Genomic DNA, 17,007 nt, shown 5'->3' on the forward strand with positions numbered 1-17,007 from the left:
AGGGACGAAACCATGCAGATCGGAATGATGGGACTGGGCCGGATGGGCGCCAACATGGTGCGGCGTCTGATGCGCGACGACCACGAATGCGTCGTCTACGACATCAACCCGGCCAGCGTCGCGGCGCTGGTGAGCGACGGCGCGTCTGGAGCGGCCTCGATGGCGGAATTCGTCGGCAAGCTCACCAAGCCGCGCTGCGTGTGGCTGATGCTGCCGGCGGCGATCACCGGCAAGATCATCGACCAGGTCTCGGCGCTGATGGAGCCTGGCGACATCGTCATCGACGGCGGCAATTCCTATTATCACGACGCCGTCGACCAGGCCGCGAAACTCGCCACCAAGGGCATCCACCTTGTCGATGTCGGCACCAGCGGCGGTGTCTGGGGGCTGGAGCGTGGCTACTGCCTGATGATCGGCGGCCCCGACGTGGCGGTGCAGCATCTCGATTCGGTCTTTGCCACGCTGGCGCCTGGCGCCGATGCCGGCGCACCCACCCCGGACAAGACCGTCGGCACCGCACCCTTCGGTTACTTGCATTGCGGACCGAGTGGCGCCGGCCACTTCGTCAAGATGGTGCACAACGGCATCGAATATGGCGTCATGGCCGCCTATGCCGAAGGCATGAACATCCTGAAGTCGGCCAATGCGGGCAAGCGGCAACGAACGGCGGACGCCGAGACCAGCCCGTTGGAAAACCCGCAATACTACCAGTTCGACATCGATCTTCCGCAGGTGGCCGAGGTGTGGCGGCATGGCAGCGTCATCGGCTCCTGGCTGCTCGATCTCACCGCCGGCGCGTTGAAGAGCGATCCGGGCCTGGCGCAATTCGGCGGCCGGGTTTCGGATTCCGGCGAGGGCCGCTGGACGCTGAAGGCGGCGATCGACACCGGCGTGCCGGCGCCGGTCCTGTCCTCGGCCCTGTTCGACCGCTTCTCCTCGCAAGGCGAATCCGAATTCGCCGACAAGCTGTTGTCCGCCATGCGCTACGCCTTCGGCGGCCACATCGAAAAGCCGAAGGGCGGCAAGTGACGGCGACAGGGGAGACGCAGGCATGAGCCAGGAACGGTCCGACACGCTGGTGCTCTTCGGAGCGACCGGCGACCTCGCCCACAAGAAGATATTTCCAGCCCTCTACCAGATGGTCGCCAAGGGCACGCTCACCGAACCGGTGATCGGCGTCGCCTTCGACGCCTGGGATTTGAAGCAATTGCAGGACCGTGCCCGCGACGGCATCGTCAACGCGCTCGGCACGATCGACGAGAAGGTGTTCGCCAAGCTGGCGTCGCTGCTGCGCTATGTCAGCGGCGACTACCGCGATCCGGCCACTTTCGAGAAGCTGAAGACCGCACTCGGCAGCGCCCAGCGGCCGCTGCACTACATGGCGGTGCCGCCGACCATGTTCGAGACTGTCGTGCAAGGCCTGGAGCAATCCGGCACCGCGCACGGCGCCCGGCTGATGGTCGAAAAGCCCTTCGGCCACGATCTGCAGTCGGCCCGCTGGCTGAACCGTGTGCTGCATTTGGTGTTCGACGAACAATCGATCTTCCGCATCGACCACTATCTCGGCAAGGAAGCGATTCAGAACCTGCTCTATTTCCGCTTCGCCAACGCTTTGCTCGAGCCGATCTGGAACCGCAATTACGTCGAGAGCGTCCAGATCACCATGGCCGAGGATTTCGGCGTCGAAGGGCGGGGGCGGTTCTACGACGATGTCGGCGCTATCCGCGACGTCATCGAGAACCATCTGCTCAACATCCTGCTGCTCTTGGCCATGGAGCCGCCGGTCGGCCGCTCGGCGGATGACTTGATCGACGAGAAGGTGCAGGTGCTGCGCGCCATCCGCACCCTGACCAAGAGCGATGTCGTGCGCGGCCAGTTCACCGGCTATCTCGCCGAGCCCGGCGTCGCGCCGAACTCGCCGGTCGAGACCTTCGCGGCGGTGCGTTTTTTCGTCGACACCTGGCGCTGGCAGGACGTGCCGTTCTTCATCCGCGCCGGCAAGAACATGCCCGTGCATGTCACCGAGGTGGTGGTGCGGCTGAAGCGGCCGCCGCTCGACGTCTTCGACCCGATCAAGCCCGCCGACCAGAATTATGTCCGTTTCCGCATCGACCCGCAGGTGATGATCGCCATCGGCGCCCAGCGCAAGGCGCCCGGCGACGACATGATCGGCGAGCAGGTGGAACTGACCGCGCTCGACGACTCGAAGGGCGACATGCCGCCCTATGAACGGCTGATCGGCGACGCCATGAACGGCAATGGCCAGCTCTTCACCCGTCAGGACGCGGCGGAACTGGCCTGGCGCATCGTCGGCCCGGTGCTCGGCGACACCACGCCGCCACATCTTTACGAGCCGAAGACATGGGGACCGGAGGACGCCATGGCCGGCTTCGGGCCGCCCAATGGCTGGATCGATCCGGTGGCATGAACGGAGGGGACAAGATGGCCAAGGCGGTGAAGCAGGTTGCGTCGGACACCGGGCAGGTTGTCCTTTCGGTCGACATTGGCGGCTCGCGCGTCAAGATCCTGACCAGCGACGGCGGCACCGAGCGCCGGACGGATTCCGGACCGGACCTGACGCCGCGGCAAATGATCGACAAGGTGAAAAAGCTCGCCGAGGGCCTGTCCTATGACGTTATCTCCATGGGCTATCCAGGCCCGGTGCGCCACAACAAGCCGGTGCTTGACCCCATGAATCTCGGCAAGGGCTGGGCCGGCTTCGATTTCGCCGCGGAGTTCGGCAAGCCAGTCAAGGTCGTCAATGATGCGCTGATGCAGGCCATCGGCAGCTATGAGGGCGGGCGCATGCTGTTCCTCGGTCTCGGAACCGGCCTCGGCGCGGCGATGGTCTTCGACAATGTCGGTCAGCCGATGGAACTCGCCCATCTTCCCTACCGAAAAGGCCGGAGTTTCGAGGATTATGTCGGCGAACGCGGCCTGGAAAAACGCGGCAAGAAGAAGTGGCGCGGCTATGTCTTCGACGTCGTCAACCGGCTACGAGCCGCCCTGCAGCCAGACTATGTCGTCATCGGCGGCGGCAATGTCGACAAGCTCTACGAATTGCCCGCCCACTCCAGACGCGGTGACAACACACGCGCCTTCGAAGGCGGATTTCGTCTATGGCGCGACAAAGCGCTGATCGTCTGAGAGTATTACAGTTTAGTATAGTCGTTCAAAATGACGTGTGATGCCGCGCCGATAGATTGCATTGTGCAGATTTGCCGACTAGGAAGTCAGCCCCACTACATCGCGTCGCGCGCGACGCACTATGACGACGCACTTTAATTTTGCGCATCATCCTTTTTGAAAACGGCCCCATTTTCGAGGTCATGCGCCATGGATGGAGAAATAGATTGACCGACGAAGACAGCCACGCCAGCAAGACCCTCGACCTTCTCGAACTGACCGCCCATATCGTATCGGCTTATGTCGAGAAGAATCGCCTGCCTGCGTCCGGCCTTCCCGAGCTGATCGCCAGCGTCAGCGCCTCGATCAGCGGGCTCGGTCAGCCGGTCGCTCCGGTGGCGGCACCGCTGGTCCCGGCCGTCAACCCGAAGAAGTCGGTGACGCCGGATTTCATCATCTGCCTCGAGGACGGCAAGAAATTCAAATCGCTGAAGCGTCACCTCGGCGTGCATTTCGGCCTGACGCCGGATGCCTACCGCGCCAAATGGGGCTTGCCGTCTGACTATCCGATGGTTGCTCCCAACTATGCGGCTTCGCGCTCCGAACTGGCGAAGTCGATCGGCCTCGGCCGCAAGGCCGTCGCCCCGGCGCCCGTCAAGGGCAAAGGCCGGAAGGCCAAGGTTTCGGCCTGAGCAATTCAGTCCTGAGCCAATATTTAGGACGACTGGAACGGAAGCCTGCCGGCGAAAATCGCCTTGGCAGGCTTCATGTTTTTGTGGCTTGGATGAACCGGACAGGTGCTTTGAGGGGGAACTGCCATGAACTACACCAGGATGGTGATCGAGAAAGAAGCACCGGAGGAATACGGCTACGATCGTATCCGCTACAATCTTTCCGAAAGTTCGATCGCCGACCAGAAGCTCTCCGACATCGGCCTGTCGCTGCCCGACCTGACGCTTTTCTATGGCGAGCATCGTGGCGACAAGGACTTGCGCGCCCTGGTCGCGGCGCAGGATGCCGGCATCTCGCCCGATGATGTGCTGGTCACCGCCGGCGCCGCCGGCGCGCTGTTCATCATCTCGACATCGCTTCTGTCGGCCAGCGATCATCTCGTCGTCATCAGGCCCAACTACGCCACCAACATCGAAACGCCGCGGGCGATCGGCTGCGCCATCAGCTTCGTCGACCTCGCCTTCGACGAAGGCTTCGCCATTGATGTCGAGCGCGTCAGGGCGGCGATGCGGCCGAACACCAGGCTGATCAGCGTCACTTGCCCGCACAACCCGACCGGCACCATGATGAGCCGTGCCGAATTGGACGCACTGGTCGCGCTCGCCGAAGCCAGCGACTGCCATCTGCTGGTCGATGAGACCTATCGCGACCTCTCCTATGGACGGCGCCTGCCCTCGGCGGCCTCGCTGAGCAACAAGGCGATCAGCGTCTCGTCACTGTCGAAAGCCTTCGGCATTCCCGGCATCCGCATCGGCTGGCTGGTCACCAGGGATGCTGCCCTCCAGGAAAAATTCCTCGCCGCCAAGGAGCAGATCGGCATCTGCGGCAGCGTCATCGACGAAGGCATCGCGCGCGGCATGCTGGCGCGCCGGGACGCGTTTCTGGGAAAGCTGCTGCCCGAAATGGCCGGGCGCCGCGATATCGTCCAGGCATGGATCGACCGCGAACCTTTAGTCGACTGGGTGCGCCCCGAGGGCGGAGTGGTCGGCTTCCCGCGCCTCAATGTCGAGCCCGGCTTCGACCTCGACCGGTTCTATGTCGGGCTGCTGGAAGACCACGGCACCTATGTCGGACCCGGCCATTGGTTCGAGATGGAAAAGCGCTTCTTCCGCGTCGGCTTCGGCTGGCCGACGGAGGCCGAGTTGAAAGGCGGATTGGACGCGATTTCGGCCGCGCTGCGGCAGTAACTTCCGCGTGGGCTGGACGGTGCGGACCGAAAGTCCCTTGATCCAGGTCTGAATTTGAAGCATATCCGCCCCGAACTTTTATCCAGTTCCATTGGTCGAACAGCGCCCATCCGGGAAGTGCCCCGCGAGCCGATGCCCACCGCAACGGGGCCTCTTTCCATGATACCAGAACAAACTTTGCCGGAGCAGCGTTACGCCGCGTTCCGGCACAAAGCCTTCCTCAGCTATTGGACGGCGCGCTTTCTCACCACCTTCGCGACCATGATCGTTTCCGTCGCCGTCGGCTGGCAGGTCTATGACCTGACGCGCGATCCGTTCGACCTCGGCATTGTCGGCATCGTCCAGTTCCTGCCATCGCTGCTTCTGGTGCTGGTGACAGGTGTCGTCGCCGACCGCTTCGGCCGCCGGCTGATCATGACCCTGGCGACATTGGTCGAAGGCGCCTGCGCGCTGGCTCTGCTGTTTCTGACCCTGCGCGGCCTTACGACCCCGCTGCCGATCTTCGCCGTACTGGTCATGTTCGGCATTGCCCGAGCCTTTTATGGGCCGGCTTCGTCCTCGCTGTTCGCCAATCTCGTGCCGCAGCGGGATTTCGCCAACGCCATCGCCTGGAACTCCTCCGCCTGGCAGACGGCGACGATTGTCGGCCCTGTCGCAGGGGGCTTGCTCTATGGCGTGTCGGCGGAGGTGGCCTATGCCACGGCGGCAGTCCTGATGCTCGCTGCCGCGTTGCTCATCTTCACCATCCCCAAGCCCGCGCAACAGACGGCCACGGACAAGCCGACAATGGAGACGCTGTTTGCCGGCTTCCGCTACATCTGGAGCGAGAAGATCGTGCTCGGCGCCATCTCGCTCGACCTCTTTGCCGTGCTTCTGTCCGGCGCCTCGGCACTGCTGCCGGTCTATGCCCGCGATATTCTGCAACTCGGCCCCTGGGGCCTCGGCCTGCTGCGCTCGGCGCCGGGCATCGGTGCCATTTGCGTCGCCATCTGGCTTGCCGGCCATCCGATCCGCGATCATGCCGGCAAGATCATGCTGAGCTTCGTCGCGGCGTTCGGCGCCTGCACAGTGCTGTTCGGCCTGTCGACCCTCACCTGGCTGTCGATAGCGGCACTTGCCCTGCTCGGCGCCACCGACATGTTCAGCGTTTACATCAGGGAAACGCTGATCCAGCTGTGGACGCCCGACGCGGTGCGCGGCCGCGTCAACGCCGTCAACCAGGTCTTCGTCGGCGCCTCCAACGAGGTCGGCGAATTCCGCGCCGGCACCATGGCGGCACTGATCGGCACGGTTCCGGCGGTGGTGATCGGCGGCGTCGGCGCCGTCGCGGTTGCCGGCCTGTGGGCCTATCTGTTCCCGGCGCTGCGCAAGGTGAGGCACCTCAAGGGACGAAACTGAAGGCTTCATCGGTATCGGCGGGGCCGCGAATCTGTGCTAAGCCGCCGCCCAATCAACGAAAGGACGACAGCTGTGAGCGAACCGACCGTGGCCGAGGCGACCGAAAATATCTATGCGTCGCTCCGGGCGGACAATGCCGACATCGACGCGCATATCGCGACGCTTAAGGCGGCGCTGACACGCGAGGGGATAAAACAGGCGGTCTTCGATCCTGCCAAATTGGCGCAGAACAACCGCTCGGGCCGCAAGTTGATGCAGGCTTACTTTCGGCAGCGCGGCGTGAGCGTGAGGTTTTCGGAGTAGTTTCCACACTCCGAAAACCGATGGTCGGCCACATTGGCGGCCACTGGTCTGCCCTGACGCGCCGCCGGCCCGCCAAAAATCATCCGCAAGAACTCGTCGAGCCAGCGCTTCAGGTGCATGTCCCAGATCAGCCGGCCGCCGAGATGGTCGCGGCCGGGCTGGGCGCCGGGTAGCTCGAAACGATGGGCGCCGCGCACCACCCAGCGCTGCATCATCACCCTGGTGAGTTCGCCATGGAACTGGATGCCCCAGGCATTGTCGCGATAGCGGAAGGCCTGGTTGGGATAGGTCTCGTTCGTGGCCAGCAGCGTCGCGTCGCTCGGCAGCGAAAAGCCCTCGCGGTGGAACTGGTAGACCATTTCGGGCCAGTGCATCAGCTTCCTGCCGGCCTCGGTCCCCTTCAGCGGATACCAGCCGATCTCCACCAGCCCTTCGCCGTGGCCCTCGACCTTGCCGCCGAGATGATTGGCCAGCATCTGCGCGCCCAGGCAGATGCCGAGCAACGGCCGGTTTTCCCTGAGCGGGACTTCCAGCCAGTTGGTTTCGCGGCGGACGAACTCGTCCTCGTCATTGGCGCTCATTGGCCCGCCGAACACCACCGCGCCGGCATGGCCATCCAGCGTTTCCGGCAAGGCGTCACCGAGCGGCGGGCGGCGAATGTCGAGATCGAAGCCTTCTTCCAGGAGCATGTGGCCGACGCGTCCGGGGCTCGAATTCTCCTGATGCAGCACGATCAGGATCTTTGGCTTCTGGCTCGTTGCGCGCTGCATCGTTGGGCGAAATCCGTCTATTCGTCGCTTGACGTCCCGCGCGCGCCCGGCGCATGCGCCGCGGCCTGGCGGCGCGCCTCGACCCGGTCGTGGCGCTCGACGCCGATCAGCTCGGCAACGCGCCACACCGTATTGTCCTCGAGCTCATGCAGCTCGCCATCGGCATAGACGATCTCCCACATCAGACCGATGAAGGCCTTGCGCCCCTCCGCGTCGAGATGGCGCTTGAGCACGCTGGTGAAGGCATAGAGGTCGATCGCTTCATTGTCGGCGCGCTCGCCGGCGGCGACGAGCGCTTCGAGTTCGGCACCACTGATCGAATAGCTCTGCGCCAGCACCGCCTTGAAGCGCTCCCACTCGACATCCTGGCGCACGCCATCGGCATTCATCACATGGTAGAGCAGCGCCGAAGCCGCGACGCGCGGATCGTCCGCGCTGGTGTGGCTGGCCGAGCCGGCCGGTAAATCCCTGAGAAACGACAGAACGCGCTCGAACATCAATTCATTCCCAAACGGCCCGATGGCCAGGTCAAATCACCCGATGGCCAAAATCAAAACAGCCGGAACCGGCGTGGCGACTTTTCCGCCTCGTCGTCCGGATCGACGCCTGGATCGTCCGGCAGGCGCGCCAGTTCTTCCGCCGGCTCGACGGCCTCGGCATCGGCCGGCACCGCGGCAAAGGCGGCGGCCGTGACCGGGGTGACATGATCCTCGCGGCTTTCGGCGTCCTTGCCCGTTGCCTCGTTGCCCGGGGCGGCATGATCGATCACCTCGACCGGCTTTTCAGGCCTGCCCGTCGCCTCGATGGCTACCACCGGGGCATCCGGTTCAACATCGCGACTGTCGATCAGTTGGCCAAGGCGTTCCATCGGCGCGCGCCATTCGAAGGCGTCGAGCCGCCCGGTGACCGGCGAGACCGGCGCCCAGCGCTCGGAGACGATGCCGTCGGCGACCCAGGCCGGATCGCGCGGCGCCCGAACCGCCTTGGAGAGCAGCTGCCGTACTTTGCCCTGGTCGCCGGTCTCGGCCTCCTCAATGTCGGCCAGGAGCAGATAGGCGCCCTCGCGGCGGTCCATGCGGATCGCGGCTTCGGCCTCGCGGCGGGCGGTCGACAAATCCTGCGCGTCGAGCGCCGCACGCGCCACCGTCATCGACGATTCGGTGTGGTTCTTCTTCATCTCCTGCAGCTTCTTTGCCCGGTTGAGCCGATCAAGCACGGCGTCGCCAGGCCTAGCATGGGTGTAAAGCTCGGCAATTTCGGGATGCGGCTCGGCCTTCCATGCGGTCTCGAGGATCTTCGAGCCCTTGCGCACGTCGTTCTGTTTGAACAGCGCGGCGGCGGCGGCAACGGCGGCAGGCGCGAAGTCGGGGGCGAGTCTGTTGGCCTCGATCGCCGCTGTCCTGGCAGCCGCGGGATCGCTGTCGGCGAGCGATTGCGCCTTGGCGGTCAACAGCACGGCGCGGCGGCGGTTGGCAGCGTCGCGCTCGATCTGCCGCGTCGACTTCTGCGCCTCGACCAGTTTCAGCGCACCGTCCCAATCGCCGCGCGCGGTCAGCTCCTCCAGCGTCGATTCGGCCGCCCATGCCAGTTGCGGCGCCACCGCGGCGGCGCGGCCGGCATAGTGCCGGGCGGCGTTGCGGTCGCCCAGGCGCTCGGCTTCCAGATAAAGCCCGCGCAGGCCAAGCAGCCGCATTTCCGGATCGTCGAGCATGCTCTCGAATTTTTGCCGCGCACCTTCATGGTCGCCTTCGAGCAGCGATGCCTGCGCTTCGAGCAGATGGATCAACGGCTCCTGGTCGGAGCGGATCAGCTTGGCGGCTTCCTTGGTCTTCTTGCGGGCCAGCGCCCCATCGCCGGCGCCGGCGGCGATCATGCCGGTCGACAGCGCCTGATAGCCACGGTCGCGGCGGCGCACGCGGAAATAGCGCGAAATTGTGTAGGGGCTGTTCCACAGCGACTTGATCAGCCACCAGACGATCATCACCGCCGCGACGACGGCGACGACGGCCACCGCCGCCACCATCAGGCTGACCTGGTACTGATAGCCGTTGAAGGTGACGACCATGTCGCCCGGCCGGTCGGCCAGCCAGGCAAAGCCCAGCCCGAGCGCGAAGACGACGATGAGGAAGGCGAGCAGGCGGATCATCGTGTTGCCCTCATGCCTTCATCGCGCCGGAGATCAGCGCGTCGACCTGGGTTTCGACCTCGATGCGCGCCTTCAGTTTGCCGGCAAAGTCGGCGCCCGCGGCCTTCGCGGCTTCCGGCAGCGTGTCATATTCGCTGAGCGCCTTGGCGTAGTCACCCTGAGTGACCGCAACCTCCATGCGCGCCACGGTTTCCGGCGCACCTTTACCTTCGACGGCCCCGATCGGCCGGATCTTGACCAGTGACTCGGCGCTCGACATCAAATTCTGCAGGAAGCCGGCATTCTGGTCGACCGGCGTGGCGGCGGCGACCATGGCATTGGCGGCGACGTCCATCTGCGAGGCGATCTCGGTGCGGGTCGGCACGCCCTTTTCGGCATAGGCCCGCAAGGTCGCAAGCTGCGGCGCATCAGGCGAGATCGCGGCCAGCGTATCGAGTTCGGCCGAAAACGGCGCGCCACGGTCGAGCGCGGCCTTGAGCGCGGAAGCCGCGATGGCGATCGCGATCTTCGGCTGCGACGCCTGTGCGTCGACCTTCCCGGAAAGCTGCGACACCGATTGCTCGAGCGCGGCAAGCCGGCCTTCCTGCGCCTTCGCCGCCTCGCCCGTCGACTTCACCAGCGCATCGAGACCGGCCATTTTTTCGTTGAGTGGGCCGAGATCGACGGGCGCCGCGCTGCCGGCCTTGCCGAGAGCGGCGACGGCCGTTTCGATCTGCTTGACCTTGTCGCCAAGTGCGGCGAGCCCGGCATTGTCGCCGGCGCCGCCCTTTTCGACGGCCGATTTCAGCGCCGCGACATCGCTCTTGACCTGGTCGAGCGCCGACGACAGGCCGTCGACCTTGGCCGATGCACCATTGTTGTTGCCGGCTTCCCTCATGTCTGCGATTTCGCTCTTCAACGAGGCGATCTCGCCATTGACGCCGTCGAGCGAGGCACCGGGAGCGGAACCCGGCGCGCCGAGCAGGCCGGCAAATTGCAGGCCACCGGCGCCGACCAGCGCGATGACACCGCCGATGATGCCGGCGGCGATGCCGTTGAGGCCGCCCCGCTTCGGCTGCGCTGCCATCGGCTCGCTCCTTGAGTCGGTTTTTCCGGCAGCCGCTTTGGCCTCGCCGGTCTTTGTGCTTGCGTCCTCGAAGCTGTAGTCGAACGCCCTGGCCGGGTTGGGAGGTGTATCCGAACCGGGATAAGGCAATTCCGGCTCGGCGGCTTCGGCCTCGGCATGCGGCGGCGCCTCTGTGCCGGACCGCCCGGCGGCGGCGTCGCCATGCTCCCAGGGTTCGAGATCCGCCTGATCGGCATGCACCGGCTCTTCCGGGAGCTCTGGTCGCGAGGCGTTCGCGGATTCCTCGGCCCTCGCCTCGTCGGTCTGGACGGTAACCTTGGCGGCATCCTCGTCGACGATGCGTGAGACAGCGCCCGGATCGAGGTCGATGGTCACCGGCTCGCGGCGGCTTTTCGAGTGTCGCATCTTCGGCGTCTTGACCATGCATGGGCTCCGCAAAATTCGCTTCGTCTCAACGCGCGGCGGCGCGTGATGGTTCTAAAAAGGGTCTAGCACATCACCAAGCGGTGAAAAGGGGCGGTGTGATGACGCGGGTCAGGGCCGTGCCCGCAAAAGTGCCAGCAGCGCCTCCTCGTCGGGCCGTGCGGCGACACGGATTGCTTTGCCGGCGCTGTCGCCGAAGGCGGCGGCGATGCGCGCGGAAAGGACAAAAAAACGCGTCTTTTCAAAGGCTTTTTGCAGGGCGGGTCGTCTGGCCAGGACCTGCATCGCGGCAGCGGCGTTGGCCGAATAGAGCAGCACCACATCGACGGCTTGGCCTGATAGCAGCGGAAGGATCGCTTCGTCCGAATAGCTCACCGCAAGCGTGTCATAGGTCTCGACGGCATGGGCCTGGACATGCGCTGCTTCCAGCTTCTGTTCGAAGGCAGCAAACCGCACGCGCCCACAGAGATAGACGATCGTTTTGCCGGAAAAGGCGGTCGCCATGCCGTCGGCCAGCGCCTCGGCATCGCCAGACCCCTCGCTGACCGACAGAAAACCGGCTTTGCGCGCGGCCTCGGCGGTCCTCTTGCCGACAGCATGACAAGGCAGCCTGGAAAGCGCCGCTACCAGATCTCCAGAGGCATGGCGCACGGCATTGGCGCTGGTGATGGCGACGGCTGCGACATCGTCCGGAACCGCCTTGGCATCGACCGGCAGTGCCGTCGTCTCCGTCAATGGCAGGAGAAGAGGCTCAAAACCCATTTCTTTCAGCTTTCGCGCCGTGCGCGATGCACCGGGCTCCGGTCTGGTGACCAGGACGCGAAGCATTTTCAGAGCCAGCCGTCGAAGAACTTTTCGCCGGCCCTGGCGCGAACCGCCCGCGCGGCGTCAGCCCCCATTTCCGCTGCGTCCGTGGCCTCGCCTTCCAGCCGGACGTCATGCCACTCCGTGCCGTCGGGCGAGATGATCAGCCCGGCAAAGGACAGTTTCCCGCCCGATACCGTCGCATGGCCGGCGATCGGTGTGCGGCACGAGCCGTCGAGCGCGGCGAGAAACGCGCGTTCGCAGGCCAAGGCCTGGCCCGTCGGCACGTGATGGATCGCCGCAAGCATTGTCTCGATATCACGGTCGCCGACGCGCGTTTCGATGCCGATCGCGCCTTGTCCCGGCGCCGGCGGAAAATCCTCCAGCGGCATCAGGTCGGTAATCACGCCTTCGAGCCCGAGCCGCTTCAGCCCGGCATAGGCGAGAATGGTGCCCTCGGCGATGCCTTCATCCAGCTTGCGCAGCCGCGTCTGCACATTGCCGCGGAACATCACCACCTCGAAATCCGGCCGCATCCGGCGGATCAGCGCCTGGCGACGGAGCGATGACGATCCAACCTTGGCGCCATGCGGCAGATCGGCGATCCGCCTGACCGCCTTGCCTATGAAAGCGTCGCGCGCGTCCTCGCGCGGCAGGAAAGTGGAAAGCTCCAATCCGCCCGGAAGCACCGTCGGCATGTCCTTCGACGAATGCACGGCGATGTCGATACGCCCGTCGAGCAGCGCTTCCTCGATTTCCTTGGTGAACAGGCCTTTGCCGCCGGCCTCCGACAGTGGCCGGTCCTGAATACGGTCGCCGCTGGTCGAGATGGGCACCACTTCAAACGCCTGCTCGGGAAGGCCATGCGCTTTCATCAGCCGCACACGCGTCTCATGCGCCTGGGCAAGCGCCAGCGGGCTGCCGCGCGTTCCGATTTTGCAGGTTCCGATTTTCAAAGTTTGCATGGCGCGCGGTCCGTGATAACCCCCGAGCGAAATCGAGGTCTTGCCGGCCTTTTCCTAATGGGGAATAGCCTCATAAACAATCTCTTGGGATAGCGACGAATTGATCCGCGTTCTGGGTATTGAGACGAGTTGCGACGAGACCGCCGCCAGCGTCGTGGCGCTGGAGGGCGATGCCGCGCCGAAAATCCTGTCCAATGTCGTGCTCTCCCAGATCGAGGAACATGCCGCCTTCGGCGGTGTCGTGCCCGAGATCGCCGCGCGCGCGCATGTCGAGGCGCTGGACGGCATCGTCGAGGCGGCGCTCGCCGATTCGGGCGTGGCGCTGGCCGATATCGACGCGATCGCCGCAACCGCCGGTCCAGGCCTCGTCGGCGGGCTGATCGTCGGCCTGATGACGGCCAAGGCGATCGCCGCCGCGGCGAACAAGCCGCTGATCGCCGTCAACCACCTCGAAGGCCACGCCTTGACGGCGCGGCTGACCGACGGGCTCGAATTCCCCTACCTGCTGCTGCTGGTCTCCGGCGGCCACACGCAGATCCTCGCCGTGCGCGGCGTCGGCGAGTATCAGCGCTGGGCCACCACCATCGACGACGCGCTCGGCGAAGCCTTCGACAAGACCGCCAAGATGCTCGGCCTGCCCTATCCCGGCGGTCCGAATGTCGAGAAGGCGGCGCTATCGGGCAACCCGTCGCGCTTTGCCTTCCCGCGGCCGATGAAGGGCTCGGCGCAGCCCGATTTTTCCTTTTCCGGCTTGAAGACCGCCGTGCGCCAGGCGGCAACCGCGATCGAGCCCCTGAGCGACCAGGATGTCGCCGACATCTGCGCGTCGTTCCAGGCGGCGGTCGCCGATGCATTGGCCGACCGCGTTTCTCGCGCCCTGGCACGCTTTCGCGAGACATTCCCTGGCACGAAAAGCCCGTCGCTGGTCGTCGCCGGCGGCGTCGCCGCCAACCGCGCCATCAAGGCGACGCTGGAACGGCTCTGCGCCGAGGCCGGCTTCACCTTCGTCGCGCCGCCGCTGAAATTGTGCACCGACAATGCCGCGATGATTGCCTGGGCCGGCATCGAGCGGCTGCGCGCAGGCATGGCGCAGGAGAACGGCTTCGATTTCGTGCCGCGCTCGCGCTGGCCCCTGGACAGCGTCTCGACGCCAATGGTCGGCTCCGGTCGGCGCGGAGCCAAGGCATGACAGATCGGGCCACGAAGAGCGCGGGCCGGGGCAAAAGTGGCTGGCGTGTCGCCGTGCTCGGCGGCGGCGCCTGGGGCACGGCGCTGGCGCTGGCCATGCTGCGCGCCGGCCATGCCGTGCGGCTGTTCGCGCGTGACCCTGAAACCGTGGCCTCGATCGGTCGAGGCGAGAACCCACGCTACCTGCCCGGCATCGCCATCGCGCCAGGCATCGAGGCAACGAGTGACATCGAGGCGGCGCTCACTGGCGCCGATTGCGTGCTGGCGGTGACGCCGGCGCAGGCGTTGCGCGCGACTCTGGCGGCCGCGAAGGATCATATGCCGGCCGGCATTCCGCTCGTGCTCTGCGCCAAGGGCATCGAGCGCGACACCGGCGCCTTGCTGTCGGCAATCGCCCTGGAAATCCTGCCGCGAAACCCGGTCGCCGCCTTGTCCGGGCCGAGCTTCGCCAGCGATGTCGCCCGCGGCCTGCCGACGGCGGTCGTGGTGGCCGCCGGCGACGAGGCGCTCGCCGCCGACCTTGCCGCCCGTTTCTCGGCTGAAAACCTGCGCTGCTATTCGAGCGACGACCTGATCGGCGTCGAGATCGGCGGCGCCTTGAAGAACGTCTTCGCCATCGCCGCCGGCGCCGTCACCGGGGCCGGGCTCGGCGCCAGCGCCCAGGCCGCCATGGTCACGCGCGGCTTCGTCGAGCTGCGCCGCATCGGTGCCGCCTTCGGCGCCAGGCCCGAGACCCTGATGGGGCTTTCCGGCCTCGGCGACCTGCTGCTCACCTGCTCGTCCACCCAATCGCGCAATTTCGCTTATGGGCTGGCGCTCGGGCAAGGCAAGGCGCTTTCCGGGCTGCCGCTGGCCGAGGGCGTGCCGACGGCGGCCATCGCCGCCCGCATCGCCGCCGAGCGCAACATCGATGCGCCGATCATCGCCGCCGTGGCCGCCATACTGGACGGCACCATCACCGTCCGGCAGGCCGTGACGGCCTTGATGACCCGGCCGCTGAAGACCGAGACCAACGATTGACGACCATCAGGAGAAAGACATGCTGTTTGCACTGATTTGCAAGGACAAGCCCGGAAGCCTGCAGGTGCGCGTTGATACGCGGCCCGCGCATGTCGCCTTTCTCGAGGCGCTGAATGGCGAGAAGAAGCTGGCCTTCGCCGGCCCGTTCCTCGATGCTGATGGCAAGCCGAACGGCACGCTCGCCGTGATCGAAGCGCCCGATATGGCCGGAGCGCAGGCGCTGTCGGCCGCCGACCCCTATGCCAAGGCGGGGCTGTTCGAGAGCGTCGAAATCCGCCCGTGGAACTGGGTCTTCAACAAGCCGGCGGCCGGCTAACCGGCAGGAGAACGAAAATGAACTACTGGCTGTTCAAATCCGAACCCTCGGTTTTCTCCTTCGAGGCGTTGAAGGCCAAGGGCAAGGCCGGCACCCAATGGGACGGCGTGCGCAACTACGCCGCCCGCAACAACATGAAGGCCATGCAGATCGGCGATCTCGGCTTCTTCTACCATTCCAACGAGGGGCTGAACGTGGTCGGCATCGCCGAGGTCTGCGCGCTGGCCCATCCCGACACCACATCGGATGATCCGCGCTGGGAGTGTGTCGACATCCGCGCCGTCAGGGACGTGCCGAACCCGCCGACGCTGGAAGACGTCAAGGCCAATCCAAAACTGGCCGAGATGGCGCTGGTGCGGCTCGGACGGCTTTCCGTGCAGCCGGTGACGCCGGCCGAATGGAAGGAAGTCTGCCGCATGGGCGGCCTGACGCCTGCGCCGTGACGGCGCTCACCTCCGACAGCGCCAGGCAGTTCATTCTCGACAACACGGCGCTGATGGCGCCGCCGCATGTACCGGAGATTCTTCTCCACCTCGCCGACGAAGCGCACGATCTTTGGCAGCGGACCGAGGACGAACTGGTCGAGATCGGCCTGCCGCCGCCCTTCTGGGCTTTTGCCTGGGCCGGCGGCCAGGGCCTCGCCCGATATGTCATCGACCATCCCGCCATGGTGCGAGGCAAGCGCGTGCTCGACTTCGCCTCGGGTTCCGGCCTCGTCGCCATCGCCGCCGCGAAGGCCGGTGCGGCGGCCGTGACCGCCGCCGACATCGACCCGTTCTGCGCCACCGCGGTTCGTCTCAACAGCGAGGCCAATGGTGTTCCGATCGAATTCCTCGGCGCGGACTGTATCGGTACCGATGCGGGCTGGGACGTGGTCCTGGCTGGCGACGTCTTCTATGACAAACCCTTCGCCGACCGGCTGATGCCGTGGTTTTCGGCGCTCAAACGGCGTGGCGCCGACATACTGGTCGGCGATCCCGGCCGGTCCTACCTGCCGCGATCGGGGCTGGCGCCGCTTGGCGTCTATCAGGTGCCGGTGACACGGGCGCTCGAGGATGCCGAGGTCAAACGTACGACCGTGTGGCGACTGCTTGACGCCATCGCCGAACAGGCGTTTCCATAAACCGCATCTGGAGGGGGAAGCTCATGGATTTTTCAGCAGTGAACTGGATGGCGGTGGTCGCCGCCGCCGTCGTCGCATGGCTGTTCGGCGCCGCCTGGTACATGGCGTTGAGCAAGCCCTGGCTGAAGGCCGCCAAGCTCGATCCGGCGACGATGAAGAAATCGCCGCTGCCCTTCGTCATCTCCTTCATCGCGGAACTGATTATGGCGCTGGTCATGGCCCTGGTCGTCGGCGCGATGACGGGTGGTGAGCCGACCTGGCTGGCGGGGCTGATCTTCGGCTTCGTGCTTTGGCTGGGTTTCGTCGCCACGACGCTGTCGGTCAACCATCGCTACGAGAATTTCGGCTGGGACCTGACCCTCATCGATGGTGGCCATTGGCTCGGCGTGCTGCTGATCATCGGTGTGGTGATCGGCTGGTTCGGCGCCGTCGCGGCCTGA

Annotated in this window: 19 protein-coding genes; 13 read left to right on the forward strand and 6 right to left on the reverse strand. The window is 65.5% G+C overall.

The window, feature by feature from the left end; translation table 11 throughout:
* The first annotated feature begins 12 nt into the window (after positions 1-12).
* The 7 genes from gnd to EN851_RS20985 all read left to right on the forward strand — a co-directional run bounded on the left by gnd (position 13) and on the right by EN851_RS20985 (position 6,746).
* Positions 13-1,029, forward strand: a complete 1,017-nt coding sequence (gene gnd, locus EN851_RS20955) for a phosphogluconate dehydrogenase (NAD(+)-dependent, decarboxylating) (protein WP_127277935.1) — start codon at positions 13-15, stop codon at positions 1,027-1,029.
* Between the two features lie 22 nt (positions 1,030-1,051).
* Positions 1,052-2,428 carry a glucose-6-phosphate dehydrogenase gene (gene zwf / locus EN851_RS20960; protein ID WP_127872854.1) on the forward strand — a complete coding sequence of 459 codons (1,377 nt, stop codon included), beginning with the start codon at positions 1,052-1,054 and terminating at the stop codon, positions 2,426-2,428.
* Positions 2,429-2,442: 14 nt separating this feature from the next.
* On the forward strand, positions 2,443-3,147 hold the full coding sequence (locus tag EN851_RS20965; RefSeq protein ID WP_135930049.1) for an ROK family protein: 705 nt from the start codon (positions 2,443-2,445) through the stop codon (positions 3,145-3,147).
* Positions 3,148-3,353: 206 nt separating this feature from the next.
* Positions 3,354-3,818 carry a MucR family transcriptional regulator gene (locus EN851_RS20970; protein WP_127277932.1) on the forward strand — a complete coding sequence of 155 codons (465 nt, stop codon included), beginning with the start codon at positions 3,354-3,356 and terminating at the stop codon, positions 3,816-3,818.
* Between the two features lie 126 nt (positions 3,819-3,944).
* Positions 3,945-5,045: an aminotransferase class I/II-fold pyridoxal phosphate-dependent enzyme gene (locus tag EN851_RS20975; protein ID WP_135916584.1), complete on the forward strand. Its 1,101-nt coding sequence runs from the start codon at positions 3,945-3,947 to the stop codon at positions 5,043-5,045.
* Between the two features lie 159 nt (positions 5,046-5,204).
* Entirely contained in the window at positions 5,205-6,443 is a 1,239-nt protein-coding gene (locus tag EN851_RS20980) for an MFS transporter (protein ID WP_127872852.1), read from the forward strand.
* A gap of 72 nt (positions 6,444-6,515) precedes the next feature.
* On the forward strand, positions 6,516-6,746 hold the full coding sequence (locus tag EN851_RS20985) for a hypothetical protein (protein ID WP_127277929.1): 231 nt from the start codon (positions 6,516-6,518) through the stop codon (positions 6,744-6,746).
* On the opposite strand, the gene EN851_RS20990 is transcribed toward EN851_RS20985, so the two are convergent.
* From EN851_RS20990 to hemC, 6 genes are all read right to left on the reverse strand, one after another.
* Positions 6,704-7,516 carry a glutamine amidotransferase gene (locus EN851_RS20990; protein ID WP_245520781.1) on the reverse strand — a complete coding sequence of 271 codons (813 nt, stop codon included), beginning with the start codon at positions 7,514-7,516 and terminating at the stop codon, positions 6,704-6,706. The genes EN851_RS20985 and EN851_RS20990 overlap by 43 nt on opposite strands.
* Before the next feature lie 17 nt (positions 7,517-7,533).
* On the reverse strand, positions 7,534-8,013 hold the full coding sequence (locus EN851_RS20995; RefSeq protein WP_127277927.1) for a TerB family tellurite resistance protein: 480 nt from the start codon (positions 8,011-8,013) through the stop codon (positions 7,534-7,536).
* 53 nt (positions 8,014-8,066) lie between these two features.
* Positions 8,067-9,662, reverse strand: coding sequence for a heme biosynthesis protein HemY (locus EN851_RS21000; RefSeq protein WP_127277926.1), 1,596 nt, complete (start codon positions 9,660-9,662; stop codon positions 8,067-8,069).
* A gap of 10 nt (positions 9,663-9,672) precedes the next feature.
* Positions 9,673-11,151, reverse strand: coding sequence for a COG4223 family protein (locus tag EN851_RS21005; RefSeq protein WP_135929979.1), 1,479 nt, complete (start codon positions 11,149-11,151; stop codon positions 9,673-9,675).
* Positions 11,152-11,262: 111 nt separating this feature from the next.
* Positions 11,263-11,979: a uroporphyrinogen-III synthase gene (locus tag EN851_RS21010; protein ID WP_135929980.1), complete on the reverse strand. Its 717-nt coding sequence runs from the start codon at positions 11,977-11,979 to the stop codon at positions 11,263-11,265.
* A 2-nt stretch (positions 11,980-11,981) separates the two neighbouring features.
* A complete protein-coding gene (gene hemC / locus EN851_RS21015) occupies positions 11,982-12,920 on the reverse strand; it encodes a hydroxymethylbilane synthase (protein WP_127872848.1) in 939 nt (312 codons plus the stop codon).
* Positions 12,921-13,023: 103 nt separating this feature from the next.
* Here hemC and tsaD point away from each other — a divergent pair, with 103 nt between their 5' ends.
* Genes tsaD through EN851_RS21045 form a run of 6 tightly spaced genes read left to right on the forward strand, consistent with a single transcriptional unit; the run spans position 13,024 to position 17,007 of the window.
* Positions 13,024-14,109, forward strand: a complete 1,086-nt coding sequence (gene tsaD, locus EN851_RS21020; RefSeq protein WP_189343598.1) for a tRNA (adenosine(37)-N6)-threonylcarbamoyltransferase complex transferase subunit TsaD — start codon at positions 13,024-13,026, stop codon at positions 14,107-14,109.
* Positions 14,106-15,128, forward strand: a complete 1,023-nt coding sequence (locus EN851_RS21025) for an NAD(P)H-dependent glycerol-3-phosphate dehydrogenase (RefSeq protein ID WP_127278252.1) — start codon at positions 14,106-14,108, stop codon at positions 15,126-15,128. Before tsaD ends, EN851_RS21025 begins: the two co-directional genes overlap by 4 nt.
* Before the next feature lie 19 nt (positions 15,129-15,147).
* Positions 15,148-15,444 (forward strand): YciI-like protein, encoded by a 297-nt coding sequence (locus tag EN851_RS21030; RefSeq protein WP_127278253.1) that lies wholly within the window; start codon positions 15,148-15,150, stop codon positions 15,442-15,444.
* A 17-nt stretch (positions 15,445-15,461) separates the two neighbouring features.
* Positions 15,462-15,887: an EVE domain-containing protein gene (locus tag EN851_RS21035; protein WP_127278254.1), complete on the forward strand. Its 426-nt coding sequence runs from the start codon at positions 15,462-15,464 to the stop codon at positions 15,885-15,887.
* Positions 15,884-16,567, forward strand: coding sequence for a methyltransferase (locus EN851_RS21040; RefSeq protein WP_127278255.1), 684 nt, complete (start codon positions 15,884-15,886; stop codon positions 16,565-16,567). Before EN851_RS21035 ends, EN851_RS21040 begins: the two co-directional genes overlap by 4 nt.
* Before the next feature lie 23 nt (positions 16,568-16,590).
* Positions 16,591-17,007 carry a DUF1761 domain-containing protein gene (locus EN851_RS21045; protein ID WP_127278256.1) on the forward strand — a complete coding sequence of 139 codons (417 nt, stop codon included), beginning with the start codon at positions 16,591-16,593 and terminating at the stop codon, positions 17,005-17,007.

This window comes from Mesorhizobium sp. M8A.F.Ca.ET.208.01.1.1 (assembly GCF_004791315.1).
Lineage (GTDB): Bacteria > Pseudomonadota > Alphaproteobacteria > Rhizobiales > Rhizobiaceae > Mesorhizobium.